Genomic DNA, 14,187 nt, shown 5'->3' on the forward strand with positions numbered 1-14,187 from the left:
GGTCGTCCCGCCGGCCGGGCATCTTCAGCGGCCAACACCCCCGCTACGCGCAAGCCTGACCACTCGGCACGCTGTTGCATCCACGGACGTGGCGCACTCCGGCGACCCCCCCAGCAGCCGCGGGCCGAACCCGCGTCACAGCCACCCTCCGCCAGGTCTTGACGCGCCGCAGTTGGGCGCGGTAGCTGTGGATGTGGCGGGGCGTGCCCGCCCCTGTGGTGCCCGGAGCGGCGGGAGGAGCCGATGCCCTTACGGCCAGACCACTACCAGGTGCTCCAGATCGGCCAGCGGGCCAGCATGGACGACATCCGGCGCGCCTACCACCGCCTGGCACGGCACCTGCATCCCGATGTCACCGCTGACCCAGCGGCGCACGAGCGGTTCCGGGCCGCTAGCGAGGCCTACGAGGTGCTGTCGGACCCGGCCCGCCGCTCGCGCTACGACCGCACGGTGGCCGAACCGGCGCCTGGGATGGCCGACGGCCCGCCCGGGGCATCGGCCGTCGAACACGGCGGCCGGGCGGAGCGAAGGCCCTGGGACGACATCGCCGCCCTGTGGTCGGGGCAGCGCCCGGCGGTGTGCGTGCCAGTGGACCTGACACCCGCGCAGACGCGGTCGGGTGCGCGGCGGCTCATCTGCCTGCGCACCCGTGACCGTGTGGTGACCTGGGAGGTCGCCGTGCCGCCTGGCGTCGCCGACGGCCAGCGCCTGCGCTTGGCCGGTGTACGCGCCGTCGACTCGCTCGGGCGCGACGCTGATGTGTTCGTCGTCGTGCACCTTACGCGCGGCCTGAGCTGGTGAAACACTACCTCAGCCACGATCGAATTAGTTCATCGGTCGGTTCAGTATCGCGGCCCGGGGGTGTGTCGGACGGCCGGTAGTCACGACGGCCCTCGTTCCGGCCTGCTACCGGGGTGCGGCGCGCTGTCGGTCTGACGTGCGACGGAGGGCCGCGTGCTACGGGCCGCACGGGTGTGTGCAGTACCAGCGGGAGGCGGCTATGACAGCGCTCAAGCATTGGACTTTGAATGTGACCATCGCCGAGCAGGACGAGCGGCGTACCAGCGCGGTGGCGGTGCTGGTTGACGACAAGGGCCGGATCCTGCAGTCGCAGGCCACCGCCTTGCGGGCACCGGTCGATTCGTACGTGCCTGCCGTCGGAGACGAACTGGCCGCCGGCCGGGCGTTGACCGCGCTGGGCTGGCATCTGCAGGCGCAGGCCGAAACCGACCTGGACCGGTCGCGGGGCTGAACGCGCCCGCGACGTCGGGTGCCGCGTTCGAGGGTCGGGCGGGCCGGGCGGCGGCGATGATGATCGGGTGGACGTGGCCGAGGTCCTGCTGCCCGGAGTCGGGGTGCGTTACGAGTTCGTCACCGAGGCGGGCGACCGGCTGCGAATCGTCGCGCGCCGCGACGGCAGCGTGGACGTGCTCGGCGGCGGCGGCGACCCCGACGCGGCGGCGACGCTGTTCACGCTCACCGCCCAGGAGGCCGACACGGTCGCCGAGCTGCTCGGCGCGCCGCGCATCGCAGAGCGGCTGGCCGATCTGACCCGTGAGATCCCCGGTCTGGAGGCCGGGCAGGTCACCGTCGGCGACCGGTCGCCGTATGCGGGCCGCACGTTGGGCGACACCAGGGCCCGGACGCGGACCGGGGCCTCTATCGTGGCGATCGTCCGTGGCCGCGACGTCGTCGCGGCACCGGCGCCCAACCAGCCGCTGTACGCCGGTGACGTGCTCGTCGTGATCGGCACCAGTGACGGCGTCGCCGCGGTCGCCGACCTGGTCCGGGGCTGAGGCGTGCACACCTCCACGGCGCTGCTGATCGAGCTCGGCGTCGTGCTGGCCGCGTTGAGCGTGCTCGCCGGGCTGGCCCGCCGGGTCGGGCTGTCGCCGGTGCCGCTGTATCTGCTGGCCGGGCTGTGCCTGGGCCCCGGCGGGATCGCGCCGGTGCCGGCCGCGGGCGGGTTCGTGCAGACCGGTGCAGCCCTGGGGGTGGTCCTGCTGCTGCTGGCGCTGGGCTTGGAGTTCACCGCGGCCGAGTTCGCCGACAGCGCCCGCCGCCACCTGCCCTCGGCCGGTGTCGACCTGGCGCTCAACGCCGCGCCGGGGCTGGTACTGGGCTGGGTCGCCGGTGCCGGGCTCACCGCCACTCTTGCCCTGGCCGGGATCACCTGGATCTCGTCATCGGGCATCGCGGCGCGGCTGCTGGGCGACCTGGACCGCCTCGGCAACCGGGAGACCCCGGCGGTGCTGTCGGTGCTGGTGCTCGAGGACGTCGCCGTCGCCGTGTACCTGCCGCTGTTGGCGGTCCTGGCCGCCGGCGGCAGCTGGTGGCACGCCGCGGCCGCGGCCGCCACCGCCGCCGGCGCGCTCATCCTGGCGTTCACCGCCTCGTATCGGTTCGGTGGAGGCCTGGCCCGCGTGGTGCACAGCACCGACCCCGAGCAGCTGCTGCTGCGGGTGTTCGGGCTGACCTTGCTCGTGGCGGGGCTCGCGGAGCTGGTCAACGCCTCGGCCGCGGTCGGGGCGTTCCTGTTCGGGCTGGCGCTGACCGGGCAGGTCGCCGACCGGACCCGCCGGGTGATCGCACCGCTGCGGGACCTGTTCGCGACCGTGTTCTTCTTCGGGATCGGCCTGTCGGTCGACCCGTCCGACATCGTGCCGGTCCTGCCTGTGGCGCTGGCGGTCGCGGCGGTGGGCACGGCCACGAAGATGGCCACCGGCTGGTTCGCCGCCGCCCGCGACGGTGCCGGCACGTGGGCGCGGCTGCGCGCCGGCAGCGCGCTTATCGCGCGCGGCGAGTTCTCGCTGGTCATCGCGAGCCTGCCCGCGTCGGTCACCCATCCTAGGCTCGGCCCATTCACGGCCGCGTTCGTGATCGTCGCGGCGATCGCCGGGCCGGTCATCGCGCGGCTGGTCGATGTCGTGGAGGCCCGCGCCAGGGTGCGGTGACCGGGCAGGTCACCGCACCCGCCGGGCAAGGCCACGGCGCTGAGTGCGCAGGTGCTCGGCCGTCGCGGTCGGCAGATGCCGGGCGGGCATGGCACCGAGGGTGCCGGTGGCCCGGTCCCAGCCCGCGGCCAGGGCCAGGACGCGCGCGGCGATGCCGTCAGCGCCGCGGACGCGAAACGGGATCCGTGCCGCCTGCGCTGCGGCCGCGGCCTGGACCAGCACGCCGACGCCACCGGCGTCCAAGAACGTCACCTGCGCCAGGTCGACGACCAGGCGGCGGGGCCGCATGGCCAGCACGCGGTGCAGCGCTGCCCGCAGCCGCTCGTGCACGGCCAGGTCGATTTCACCGGCGACGTGCAGGCAGCCGCCGCCGCGGTGGTCAGCGAAGTAGCGGATGTGCAGCTGTTGCATCGCAGGTCACCTCCTGCGCCAGCGGTCTGGCCGCGTGTCAGCCGCTGCCGCGCGGTTGGTCCAACCGACGCTGCAGCACCTCGATCATCGCGTGCGCGGCGGCGAGCTGGTACTCGAGCTTGACGATGCGCACGGCGGCGTCCAGAGGCAGCCCGTCGTCGACCAGGTGCCGGGCTCGTTCGGCCAGGTGCAGGTCGTCGAGGCTGTAGCGGCGGTGCCCGCCGTCGGAGCGGTGCGCCTCGAACAGCCCGGCGGTCTCCACCGCCCGCAAGAACGCCGGCGTCACGTTCAGCGCGTGGGCGGCGGCACCCATCGCATAGCCGGGGTAGTCGGCGTCGCCGATGTTCGGCACCGGCACACCAGCTCCGGTCATGCCGCCCTCCTGTCGGTTCGGCCGGTGGCATCGGCCTGATGCCACCGGCACCGGGATGCGTCGGCTCGCCCCTGGGTCACCACCCCCCATCCCCGGCGTTCTCGGACCCGGCGTCCTCAGGCGTCGACCAGGTGCTTGTCCGCCTGCTGGTCGCCCTGCTGATCGGTCAGTGCCTTGCGGCCCGCCTCCGCCCGACCAATCTCGATCTTGCGTGGCTTGGCCTGCGGCGCGACCGGGATGTGCAGGGTCAGCACGCCGTCGGTGTACTCGGCGCTGATCGCGTCGACGTCCACGCCGTCGCCCAGGACCAGCTGGCGGCTGTAGCTGCCCGTCGGCCGCTCCGACACCAGGTATACCGCGTCGTCGGGATCGTGGCGGTGGCGCTGTCCGCGCACGGTCAGGGTGTTATTCTCGGCCGACACGTCCAGGGTGTCGGGCTCGATGCCCGGCATGTCGAACCGGACCAGGAACTCCTCGCCGCTGCGCAGGCAGTCCATCGGCATCAGCGCCGGGGTGCGGGCCGCGCCGAAGGCCTCACCGGCCAGGCGGTCGAAGTCACGGAACGGATCCCATCGCATCTGCATCGCAGCTCAACTCCTTTGCCTGTCTCATCGCTGCGGGCCCGGCGGCGCGACCGCGGCGGCCGGGCCCTGTTTCGTCTGCACCACAAATTCTACTGCGATGGATGCAGCTATCAAGGGGTGACCACTATATTTTCCCCGGCAGGCGTGCTGCTTTGAGAGGTCCGGCGCAGTCACGACGTGCAAACTATCGCTCCCGTCGCGGCCGGCGTCTTGCGGCGAGAGGGACATGCTGTATCCCCGTCACGGGGCTGCGCACCGTGACGGGTCGATGCCCGGCTGGTACGTCAGCGGGCAGATCCGTTCTGTGCCGAACGCGGCGACGGTGAGCCGCTGCAGCGCCAGCAGCTCCAGCGCGAACGGCAGGCGCCAACCAGCGTCGTCGAAGCGGGTCTCGACGAACCCCGCGCGGGTGAGATTGTCGGCGATGCTATCCACCGACTGGATCCTCGACCATGCGCTCGAGGGAACCTCAGGCGCGCGCGCTGCGCCGCAGCGGGTGATCGGGCTTCCAGCCCGCCGGCGGGCTGCCGAACCTGCTCAGAAGTTCCGAAACGGCGGGGAACTGTAGGGATCGCAGCAGCTCCTGGCCCTGCGGTGTCATTGTCATCGGCCGATCCGAGGTTGCTCGCCGGATGAGCGTGGCACCGATGTCGCGCTCGAGCCGCCCCAGTTGGGTGCTCAGGGCTGATGGGTTGGCGCCGATCTGGCGGGCGGCCTTGTTCAGGCTGGTGTGTCCGGCCATCTGCTGGAAGCGCCTGAGCCGTTGCCATGCCTTGGGCTGGCCCTGTACGGCTCGGCGCACGTCGGCCGGAATGGAGTCGTCCAGCTCGATCACGAGACTGCGATGGCCGTGGATGCTGTTGGCGCGCACTGGTATCCCGAACGCGCGCAGTGCCTTGAGGACTCGCGTGTCGGTGGTGCGCAGCTCGTTGGCGATGTCGCCGGCCGAGCGGTGATGGACCTGGTACTGCTGGCTGAGCCAGGCTTGGTCGATGGTCGGCTGCAGGGGCTGGCGCGCGTTGCGCAGCGTGAACCCGCAAGCCCTGGCGAACGCCGACAGGGTCCGGGCCGAAATGCCGGTCTCGCGCGCCATTTGCCGCAGGTTCTTACCGGCCTCGACGTACTCGCGCTGGATCAGCTCCGGGCTCAGGCCGGGTGGGTGCGCGGCGCTGCGGCGGGTGGACACGGTTCGGTTGGCCGGGCGGTGGACTTGCTCCAGCGCGAGACGGACGTGGTCGGTGGAGGTGTTCAACCGGCGTGCTGCGTGGCCGAGCCGGCGGTGTTCGTTCAGCAGCAGCCGGGTGACCTCGTCCAGGTCTATGTCGCTGGGGTCGCGGCCTGGCAGATCCAGGCCGGTAAGGCAGTCTCCTGGCGGCGCCCACCTGACGGGTTCGTCGATGCCGTGCAGGCTCAGGTATGCCGCGGCGTGCTGGTGCAGGGCCGCGCGCATCGGCGTGGTGAGCCCGTCGGTGAACTTGCGGTACCTGGCCCGCTCGGATTGGTTCTGCAGTGCCAGGCGGTGCCGGGGGTCGGTCAGGTCCGCGCCGGTGAGCAGTTGGTAGGTGTAGCGGCGGGCGTGGCGGTATCTGCCGCCTTGTCCGCGGTGAGTCAGCGTGGCCGTGCAGAGTCGGTCCCAGTCGTCGTCGGTGAGGACGTCGTCGGCGATGATCGCGCGTCGGCGCCGGTAGTCGATGGGGCTGGCGTGGACGTCGAGGTAGTCGGCCAGCCGGCAGATCGCGGTGAGGACCCTTGGGCCGTGGCTGGCGGTGAGGCGTCGCAGCGTGCCGTTGGCGTAGGACGGCCATCGGTCGCGTAGTTCCGCGACGACCTTGGCGTTGCTGGGCTGAGGGTGGCCGGGCAGCAGTAGGCAGCAGGGGATGATCGCGCGCAGGACGTCGGCGGCGTAGCCGCGTGGCGGCAGCAGCCGCACCGCCCATTCGGGCCACAGCAGCTGGGGAACATAGCGGGCCCGCTCGGTCGCGGCGGAGGTGGTGTCGGCCAGGCCCGGCTGCGGGGTGCAGGTGCGGTAGCGCAGCTGGTCGGCGGGACACATCTGCGTACCCATCGAGGTCAGCAGGCGCTGCTGGAGCGCGGCCGACAGCGTCGCCCACCGCGTGGGTTGGATGCTGAGCGAATGGTTGCTGCGGGTGACGCTGCCCGGTCGCGTGGCATTGCCCAGCAGGGGCCTCAGTTGGGCAAGGAGGTCGGGGCCCTGGTCACCGGCAAGCATCGCGAAGGCCTTGGTGGCCAGGGCCGCGGCGAGTAGTGGGTCCGCGCACTCGTCAGGGCGGCGGCCGTTGTGACGCTGGCTCGTGTACCGGTCGTAGGCGGCAGCCGTCTGCGTTCCGAACGCGGCGAAGTCGGCGCGGCCGGACCGGTGTTGGATCCACGCGGCGACCGCTTGCAGGTCCCGCAGGTCGGTGTGGGCGGCGGCCGAGACGGCTGTGTCGTCGGCCTGCATGCCGCACAGACGGTCGTTGATCCAGGCCTGGGTGGCCAGCCGACTGTCTCCGGCTGCCAACTCGGCCGCGTCAACTCTGGAGAGGTCACCGTCGCAGATCTTGCCGCGCCGCAGGAGGTTGGCGCAGGTTCCCGCTGGGTGGAGTCCGGTGATGCCGGTGATCGGGCGTAGTGGCATCCGCCCGCAGGCCGCGCATCGGTCCGGCAGCAGCGCCCGGTGGGTCAGGCACGCGAACACCCACGGCAGCCGCCAGACGAGCTGCCACCGGCCGCGGCTTTCGAACAGGCACCCCGGGCAGAAGCGTGAACCCCGTAGTGGCTTCCACCCCAACGGGTCGTACCGTTCCAGCACGGCGGCGTCGAGTCGGCCATCGGGCAGTCCGGCCTGACGTTCCATCTGCCGCAGTACGGGTGCGGGTGTGCCGCGCACCAGCAGGTGTTGGCGGTCGCCGCGAAGGCTGCGCCAGGGCTGGCCGAGCAGCGGCAGCGCTAGGCGCACCGGTATGTCGTACCGGCGTGCGATGTGCTCGCCCCAGCTGTCCAGGCTCTCGCCGTCGGCGATCGGCACTCGTAGCGGCAGGGTGCGTTCCGGTGCGACACCGCTGCCGAAGACCGTGGCGGGGTTCACCGCGAGGTTCGGGTGGTCAGCGCTCCGGTGGCCAGTGCGGTGTGCAGTTCCCGGCGTGCCTTCTCCGCCCCAGCGTCGATCTTGATCTGGTCGAGGAGGTCGACGTCCAGGCGTTCTGCGCTGCTGCGGATGGCCCGCTGGCATCCGCGGTTGATCAGGGTCATCAGCGAACCGATGTGCCCGCTGCTGCGCGCGAACAGGTAGTCCGACAGGTCGTCGGCGATCATGCCTGGGTGCTTGTCCGTCAGCACGACGCGCTGCTCCAGTGCCAGGAGGAGCTGCCGCCACTCACGCCGGTGTGTGTCGGAGCCGATCCGAAACGGTGCCAGGCCGAGCACGGTGGTGCGCCGGCCGGTCTGGGCCAGGACCGCGTCATGGTAGTCGCCGCCCTCGCTGAACAGGCCATGCTTGTCCAACCCGACTCCGACGAAGATCAGCGTGACGGGGAACTCGTTGGCGACGTACTTGAAGTGGTTGCTGACCTGGATGCCGTTGGTGTGGCGTAACCGCAGGAAGTGCAGGTCGTCGACTATCAGCAGCCGGGTCTGGCAGGCCAGTACACACTCCAGTGCCCGTTTGGCGAACTGCGCGGTCGTGCCGTGGTAGCTGCCCAGGTGGCCGAAGAACTCCAGCATCGCCTGGTTGAAGTCCTTCATCCCGGTGTTGCCGCTCAGCCCGACCCGGCAGACTGGCAGCCGTTCATGCCCGTCTGCGGTGAGCGGCCCGTTTTCGGCGAGGTCGCGCTGGTGGAACTGCTTGGCGAACGCCAGCACCGAGGTCGTCTTGCCCAGTCCGGGGAACGCGTCGATCGCGACGGCCCCCTTGGCCTTGTCGCCGTCCTGGACGTTGCTGTCGACGATGTCCCACAGGTCCTCGTGCAGCGCTGCCAGTTGCGGGGTACGGATCGGCCCGAGGTTGGCGTGCCACAACCTGCGGCAGGTGGCGTACTCGGACGCGGCTGCATCGCCCAGTGCCCGCAGTTCGGGCCGTGACAGCTGCTCGGGCTGCTGGCGGGCGGGGGTGTCTACGAACAGCTTCCAGCCCTCTTTGCGCGACAGCGTGAGGTTGTCCAAGGTAGCGGCAGCCCGCCTGGCCTCCGAGGACCGTGACCGGGTCATACGTCCCCCAGCGCGTCGGAGTAGAACTCGTCGTCATCGAAGTCGGTGTCCAGGTCGTCGTCACCCAGCTGCGTGTGCCCGCCGGTAGGCGGTTCGGCATCTGCCGCATCCGGCTCCAGGACGTGCCGGACCGATGCCAGGGACTTCACCGGGTCGGGCGCGACCGGTAGGTGAAGGCCCGACTGCGACCGGGCGATCCGCAGCGCGATGCGCCGCTCCTCGCGGGTGTGGCCGAGCCCGACGTTCCAGCGGTCGAGCAGTTCGGCGACGGCGAGTTTGTCGTTGGGATAGGTGTACTTCGACGCGGCCAGTTCGCGGGCGAAAGCCAGACCTTCTTCCGACAGCGGCATCGCGGCGTCCGCGGCGTGTTCCCAGACCAGTTCCGTCCAGGCCCGGTCCTCGGGATCGCGGAAGTAGATCCGCGTGATGTCGTCGACGTTGACCGCGAAGGGCCACTTGCCGCGCTTGCGGCCGGTGGCGCTGCTGGAACGGTCCCGGTAGCTGTTCAACGCCCGGCCGTTATAGCGGCGGCCACCGATCTCGACACCGTAATGCTGGATCGTGCGCCACTCCGTCTGCAGGAACTCGAACCCGAGGTCCGGGTCACGTGGCGCCATGACGTAGCCCGCTTTCGCGATGCCGTGCTCGAACATCTTCGCCGGGGACAACGCCAGCCCCGGCACTCCCGGATCGCGTAAGCCCGCGTGCGGCCGGTGGTGGTAGACCACCGCCACCCACTCCCGGATGATCGCTTCCAGTTCGTCGAGGAAGAAGAACGCGTCCCGCTCAGGGTTCAGGCCACGCGAGTGGACATCGGGACCCTTGTAGCCGGGCAGCACCTGCAGCAGGTCCTCCCGCAGGGTGCGGAAGAACCGCTCGATCGGGCCTTTGTCGCGTCCCGTGCGCAGCCGGGCCGGCTGTATCGAGATGCCCAGCCGCTGGCAGACGCTGGTCAGATGCTCGGAGATGTAGATGTTGCCGTGATCGATGACGATCGTCTCCGGCACGACCGCCGGGCCCGCCGCCGCCCGCAGCGGCCCCTCGACCGCATCGCGGTCGACCAGGACCGTGGCGGGGATCCCGTGCTCGGGCCACACCGCGTGCTGCGGCCACCCGCTGCTCGCCAGCGGAGGGCGGAACGCCTGGTAGAGGGTGACGCTGGCGTCCACCGACTTGGTCGACACGGGCGTGACCCTCACCCCCGTGACACAGCGGGTGTACCAGTCCATGGCCACCGTCAGCTCCGCCTGCATCCAGCGCAGCGTCAACGGATCCAGCGCGAACACGTCCAGGCGCGTGGTGTCCATCAGCATGTACTCACCAGGCCGGGTCGGGCGCAGCTTGCCGTACACATCCTTCGGGCGGGCGGCGACATCCCGGTTGCGTTTGGCGGAAAGCCGGAACGTCGGGTGCCGCCGTTCGAGGTCTTCGAGCAGGCGGTAGGCGCTGGCCTGGCTCGGCAGGCGCACCGCCCCGTCGCCGTAGCGGGCCGCCAGCCGCGCCTTGGTCCGCTCGATCACCAACAGACGGGAGGGCCGCGACTCGTCGGTGTGCTCGACCATCACCTCCAGCGCCATCTCGACCCAACGCTCGTCCACCCGCGTGCGCGAGCGGGCCACCCCACCGCGGGACGGCGCCAGACCGGCCTCGCCATACTGCTGGAAGCGACGCACCCACCGCTGGATAGTGCGGAACGTGACCCCGAGTTCGGCAGCCTTCGCCGAGTATCGCTCCCGCAGCGTCAGCGTCAGCGCATACTGCGGGCGCGGCTCATCCGGGCCTGCCAGCTGCGCCGACCCAGACCGGAACCCGGTCAGCACCTCCCGGACATCACCCGCACGTTGCGCGACCAGATGGCGTTCGGCGTCAGTGAGCTGGGCCAGCACCACGGCCGCAGAGTCGATGTCGTCGTCAGCGGCAGGCCCAGGTCGTCGAGGGATCAGCTGCGCCCTGCCGGAAAACAGCAGCTCCCGCACCGACAGCCGCAGCAGCTGCCCAGTCGCGGTCTTGCCGACCACCTCGTTGCCAGCCGCCGTCGCGACCAGCTCAACGACCTCCACGGTTTCACCGTCGAAGCGAAACAGCGTGCCGACCCCGACCCGCACGCCAGCCTCGCTCACGCCGGCCTCCGCAGCACCGTGGCACCCGACAGCCGCACGGCCATGTCGAACACGAGATGGCCCGTCCACATCAAGTGCAGCACCGCCGCCCGCGCCACCGGCGCGGGCCACCCCGCAGCGCACCCGGCCGCCACCGACACCGTCGCGCCATCCAGATCGGCGGCGCTCAACCGCGCCACCAGATCCGCATCGAACAACCAAGCACGTCGATACCCGGCCAAGAACCGGACATTGGCCAGCTCGACCTCGGGCGGTTCCGTCCAAACCTCGTAGCGCATCCCACGCAACGCGACGACCTCGGCTGTCCACGCCAGCGTCGCCGCGACCGTCGCATCGACCAGACGCCTGGCGGGCTTCACATCCACGATCACGGCCCGATCGTCGACGACCAGCAGGAAGTCGGGCACATGCCTTCGGTGCGCTCCGCCGACGACGGCATGCAGCAGAAACGGCTGCGCCACGATCGCGCTCACCCGCCGGTCGAAATCGGCGAACAAGAGCCGGGCCAGCTCCAGCCGTGACTCATAGATCACATGATCCCGCTGGGTTGCCGACCAGTAGGTGCCCGAATAGTGCCTCTGCCCCTGGTGCCAGCGAAACGTCCGCCAGGGTAAGGCCGCTATCAGTGCTGCGACGGGAACCGTATCCCACGGCTGGCCTTCGACCGTCCTGCCCGCCGGCCGACGGTAGTCAACCGTCACACGCTCAGGCTCACCAGCAAGCACGTTGGGCTCCAGTCGTCAGGTTCCCGAGCCCTCTCACCCGTCCGGAGATACGCAGGGAGCACGCCGGCCCAACATATCGATATAGCTACGTTAGTCGATAGTCACTCCCATTGGAGTACACCTGAACGGGTGAACCCTGGACACAGCTACTGGGCCCAGTCCAGCTGCGCCTCGGGCACACCGACAGCGCGGGCGTACTCCCTGACCGCCGCGAGCCCCACCGCATCCTGCCGATCGACCTTGAAAATCCTGCCCGCGAACACGACCTGCTTCGCCGGCCCCACCGTCCAGTCCGCGTACCACGGACCCGGCAGCAACCCGACGGACAACTGCGCCGCGAGCTCGTCCCCAAGACCCTCATCGCACGTAAAGTCCAGCAAAGTCCACACCTCAGGCTGTCCACCAACGCGGTCAACCGCACTGCCTGCCCTAACCCTGTGGATCCGGCGAATCACAATCGGAAGATCGACTACAGCGCCTGGAGCAAGACTCTCCGCCACCAGCGTGCCCACCACCGTCGCCGGTCCGATACCGCGCTGGACATCCTTAACCGTCATACGACAACCCCACGACATTCGCTGTGAGAAAAGGACACGGAACCAGAGAACCTACACTCGGGCTGGCCCGGAGCCGGGTTGGAGATGACAATCGCTGTAGCCGGCGCAGCGTCAGGGGCACGTCCAGAACCCCATCGGCTGCCAGGCTTTCGGCGATAAGCGTCCCGATCACAGGCACAGGGTCCTCCAGGTCAGGTTGTCCGGCCGATAGCTTAGCTCCGGTTCGTACACGTGTACCCCTGGCTATCGCGGCGTGTCTGCTGACGGCGAAGGCGAGCGCGACAGCCTGCAGGTCAGAGCTCTCTGTTGAGCCGTCCCACGCGGCCCGCACCTCTAACTGCGGCTCCGCCCGGCCGCAGGAGACAACGACGGCAAGAATGGCTCAGCTCAGGCTTGGATCACAGCTGAGCGGGGCGCCGCCCTGCCGATGCCCACGCCGGCTGGCGGTGACGACGAGGAAGCGTAGGCGACAGCAGCTGAGATCATCGCTGGAAGGACCAGCTGAGCATCTCGTGGCCGTCATATGGCATTACGCCGTAGAACGGCTTCGTGTTGGTGTCGAAGACCATGGGCAGCCACAGTCGGTCACTTTCCCAAATAGGGCGGCTGGCCAGTTTGTCCATCGGCACCCACTCAAGGGTTCCTTCCTCGTTGCCGTTGTGTGGTGTGCCTGCGAAGACGTCGCATCGGAAGATAAAGCACAGGGCGTTGATGCGGTGGTGGCCGAAGCCGGTCCACATGACCGTTCCGCGGAGTGTCAGGTCGGATGCGGTGAGCCCGGATTCTTCGTTGACCTCTCGGCGGGCGCAGGTCAGCACGTCCTCGTCGGGCTCGACGTGACCGCCGAGGCTGAGGTACTTGCCGAAGTGAATGTCCTGCGACCACTTGTTGCGATGCATTAGCAGCACTTGGGTTCGGTCGGCGGAACGGACGAAGACGGCGGTCTGAAGAATGGGAGAGATCACGCTCGCAGTATCGCGGAGTGCAGCTGATGCAATGGTGCCGCGACAGGCCATTCCGCAAGCGTGATGATGGCCAGCAGACGCTGGCCGGGAACCTGTCCCTAACGGCGGCGACGGCCAAGCAGTAGCGCGCTCAGCGGCGCGGCTAGTTAGAACTCGGCGGTCTCGGCGTACTTGGCGGCCGTCAGGATGAGCGACGGGAGTTCAGGTGGGGTTGGCAGGTCGGCTACATCGGCCAGTGCAACCCAGTGGTATCCGTCGACTTCGTTCGGGTTGAGCGTGACATGCGATGACGTCGGCCGGCAGACGTAGACAAGGTCGATGTGGGTATGCGGCCCGACGGTCGGGTCTGCGACGTTGTCGATGACCAGGATGGTGAACGGCGGTTCGAGTGTCGCTACCGCGGGGTGGCTGAACTGCTTCTTGGCGAGGATCTCGACGGTGAGACCGACTTCTTCCATGACTTCTCGATGGATGGCGTCGGTAGGTAGTTCATGATCGTTGAGATGGCCGCCCGGAGGGAGGAACAGGCCGCTCTTGCGGTGTTCGATCAGCAGGACGTGTTCGTCGCGAAGAATGATCGCGGAAACGGTCAGGTGGCGGATCATGCGGCCTCCGGCGTACGTGCGTCTGGTGGGTGAAGTTTGCATCGCGGGTGAGGCGACCTACTCCGCCGGCACGCCGGCGCTGGCGTAGGCGTGTCGGCTCGCCTGATCGGGAGACCTCACAGGCAGCGGCGACGCGGGGCCTTCTGAGGGACTGACGGGCGGCCGGGACGAGGGCCGGGTGGTTACTTCCCGCGCGAGGGCTCGTGGCACGGGAAGATCCTGAACATGCCCCGGCTCTCGACCCGGCCGCCCGTCAGCGTCGACCGTGCCCACGGCTGGGAACGCCCAGTGTTCCTCGTAGGGCAGGTCGTGGGTCAGGCAATGGTGCAGGCGGGCCAGCAAGCGTGCGTAGACGCGGAGCAGTGCCGCGGCGTAGCGGTCGCCGTTTGCCCTGCGGTGGTCGTAGAGGACGCGTACACCGGTTGATCGGAACAGCGCCAAGAACGCCCGGTGGTGGCCCAGCTCGCCCAGCAATGGAGTTGGAACGTGGAGGCCGACATGTCGCAGACTTACCGGATGCCAGAAACGGTGCCAGCCACGGAGCCTGCTGACGATGACCCTGAGGTTCCCCCGATAACCCGGAGACTTTCGATCATGGTCTGATAGACCCTGACCAGGAGGTTTTCGTGCCCGCCCCTCGCAAGTACCCGGACGAGCTGCGCCAGCGCGCTGTGCGGCTCTACCGGG

Annotated in this window: 15 protein-coding genes; 4 read left to right on the top strand and 11 right to left on the bottom strand. The window is 69.5% G+C overall.

Going from position 1 to position 14,187, the window contains the following annotated elements; genetic code table 11:
* The first annotated feature begins 243 nt into the window (after window positions 1–243).
* The 4 genes from HAV39_RS38225 (at window position 244) to HAV39_RS38240 (ending at window position 2,954) form a co-directional block, all read left to right on the top strand.
* Window positions 244–801, top strand: coding sequence for a J domain-containing protein (locus HAV39_RS38225; protein WP_144121014.1), 558 nt, complete (start codon window positions 244–246; stop codon window positions 799–801).
* 199 nt (window positions 802–1,000) lie between these two features.
* Complete coding sequence (locus HAV39_RS38230) at window positions 1,001–1,252, top strand: dsRBD fold-containing protein (RefSeq protein WP_144121015.1); 252 nt, start codon at window positions 1,001–1,003, stop codon at window positions 1,250–1,252.
* A 67-nt stretch (window positions 1,253–1,319) separates the two neighbouring features.
* On the top strand, window positions 1,320–1,796 hold the full coding sequence (locus HAV39_RS38235) for a cation:proton antiporter regulatory subunit (RefSeq protein WP_144121016.1): 477 nt from the start codon (window positions 1,320–1,322) through the stop codon (window positions 1,794–1,796).
* Between the two features lie 3 nt (window positions 1,797–1,799).
* Window positions 1,800–2,954 (top strand): cation:proton antiporter, encoded by a 1,155-nt coding sequence (locus HAV39_RS38240; RefSeq protein ID WP_144121017.1) that lies wholly within the window; start codon window positions 1,800–1,802, stop codon window positions 2,952–2,954.
* 9 nt (window positions 2,955–2,963) lie between these two features.
* Here the strand turns inward: HAV39_RS38240 and HAV39_RS38245 are convergent, their stop codons facing one another.
* The 11 genes from HAV39_RS38245 to HAV39_RS38295 form a co-directional block, all read right to left on the bottom strand.
* Window positions 2,964–3,365, bottom strand: coding sequence for an STAS domain-containing protein (locus tag HAV39_RS38245; RefSeq protein ID WP_144121018.1), 402 nt, complete (start codon window positions 3,363–3,365; stop codon window positions 2,964–2,966).
* Between the two features lie 37 nt (window positions 3,366–3,402).
* A complete protein-coding gene (locus HAV39_RS38250; protein WP_144121019.1) occupies window positions 3,403–3,738 on the bottom strand; it encodes a MerR family transcriptional regulator in 336 nt (111 codons plus the stop codon).
* Between the two features lie 116 nt (window positions 3,739–3,854).
* Complete coding sequence (locus HAV39_RS38255) at window positions 3,855–4,322, bottom strand: Hsp20/alpha crystallin family protein (RefSeq protein ID WP_144121020.1); 468 nt, start codon at window positions 4,320–4,322, stop codon at window positions 3,855–3,857.
* Between the two features lie 240 nt (window positions 4,323–4,562).
* Window positions 4,563–4,757, bottom strand: a complete 195-nt coding sequence (locus HAV39_RS38260; protein WP_144121021.1) for a hypothetical protein — start codon at window positions 4,755–4,757, stop codon at window positions 4,563–4,565.
* 34 nt (window positions 4,758–4,791) lie between these two features.
* Window positions 4,792–7,410 carry a TniQ family protein gene (locus HAV39_RS38265; RefSeq protein ID WP_191844033.1) on the bottom strand — a complete coding sequence of 873 codons (2,619 nt, stop codon included), beginning with the start codon at window positions 7,408–7,410 and terminating at the stop codon, window positions 4,792–4,794.
* The gene (locus tag HAV39_RS38270; protein WP_203736762.1) at window positions 7,407–8,483 is read right to left on the bottom strand and encodes an ATP-binding protein; all 1,077 of its coding nucleotides are present in this window, start codon (window positions 8,481–8,483) and stop codon (window positions 7,407–7,409) included. The genes HAV39_RS38265 and HAV39_RS38270 overlap by 4 nt, the downstream gene beginning before the upstream one ends.
* A gap of 41 nt (window positions 8,484–8,524) precedes the next feature.
* On the bottom strand, window positions 8,525–10,759 hold the full coding sequence (locus HAV39_RS38275) for a helix-turn-helix domain-containing protein (RefSeq protein WP_203736763.1): 2,235 nt from the start codon (window positions 10,757–10,759) through the stop codon (window positions 8,525–8,527).
* Window positions 10,645–11,349 (bottom strand): TnsA-like heteromeric transposase endonuclease subunit, encoded by a 705-nt coding sequence (locus tag HAV39_RS38280; RefSeq protein WP_144121024.1) that lies wholly within the window; start codon window positions 11,347–11,349, stop codon window positions 10,645–10,647. Before HAV39_RS38280 ends, HAV39_RS38275 begins: the two co-directional genes overlap by 115 nt.
* Before the next feature lie 170 nt (window positions 11,350–11,519).
* Window positions 11,520–11,930, bottom strand: a complete 411-nt coding sequence (locus HAV39_RS38285; protein WP_144121025.1) for a hypothetical protein — start codon at window positions 11,928–11,930, stop codon at window positions 11,520–11,522.
* Between the two features lie 482 nt (window positions 11,931–12,412).
* Window positions 12,413–12,895, bottom strand: a complete 483-nt coding sequence (locus tag HAV39_RS38290) for an NUDIX hydrolase (RefSeq protein WP_203736764.1) — start codon at window positions 12,893–12,895, stop codon at window positions 12,413–12,415.
* 146 nt (window positions 12,896–13,041) lie between these two features.
* The gene (locus tag HAV39_RS38295) at window positions 13,042–13,500 is read right to left on the bottom strand and encodes an NUDIX hydrolase (protein ID WP_191844035.1); all 459 of its coding nucleotides are present in this window, start codon (window positions 13,498–13,500) and stop codon (window positions 13,042–13,044) included.
* Between the last annotated feature and the right edge of the window lie 687 nt (window positions 13,501–14,187).

Source organism: Catellatospora chokoriensis, assembly GCF_011297315.1.
Classification (GTDB): Bacteria; Actinomycetota; Actinomycetes; order Mycobacteriales; family Micromonosporaceae; genus Catellatospora; species Catellatospora citrea.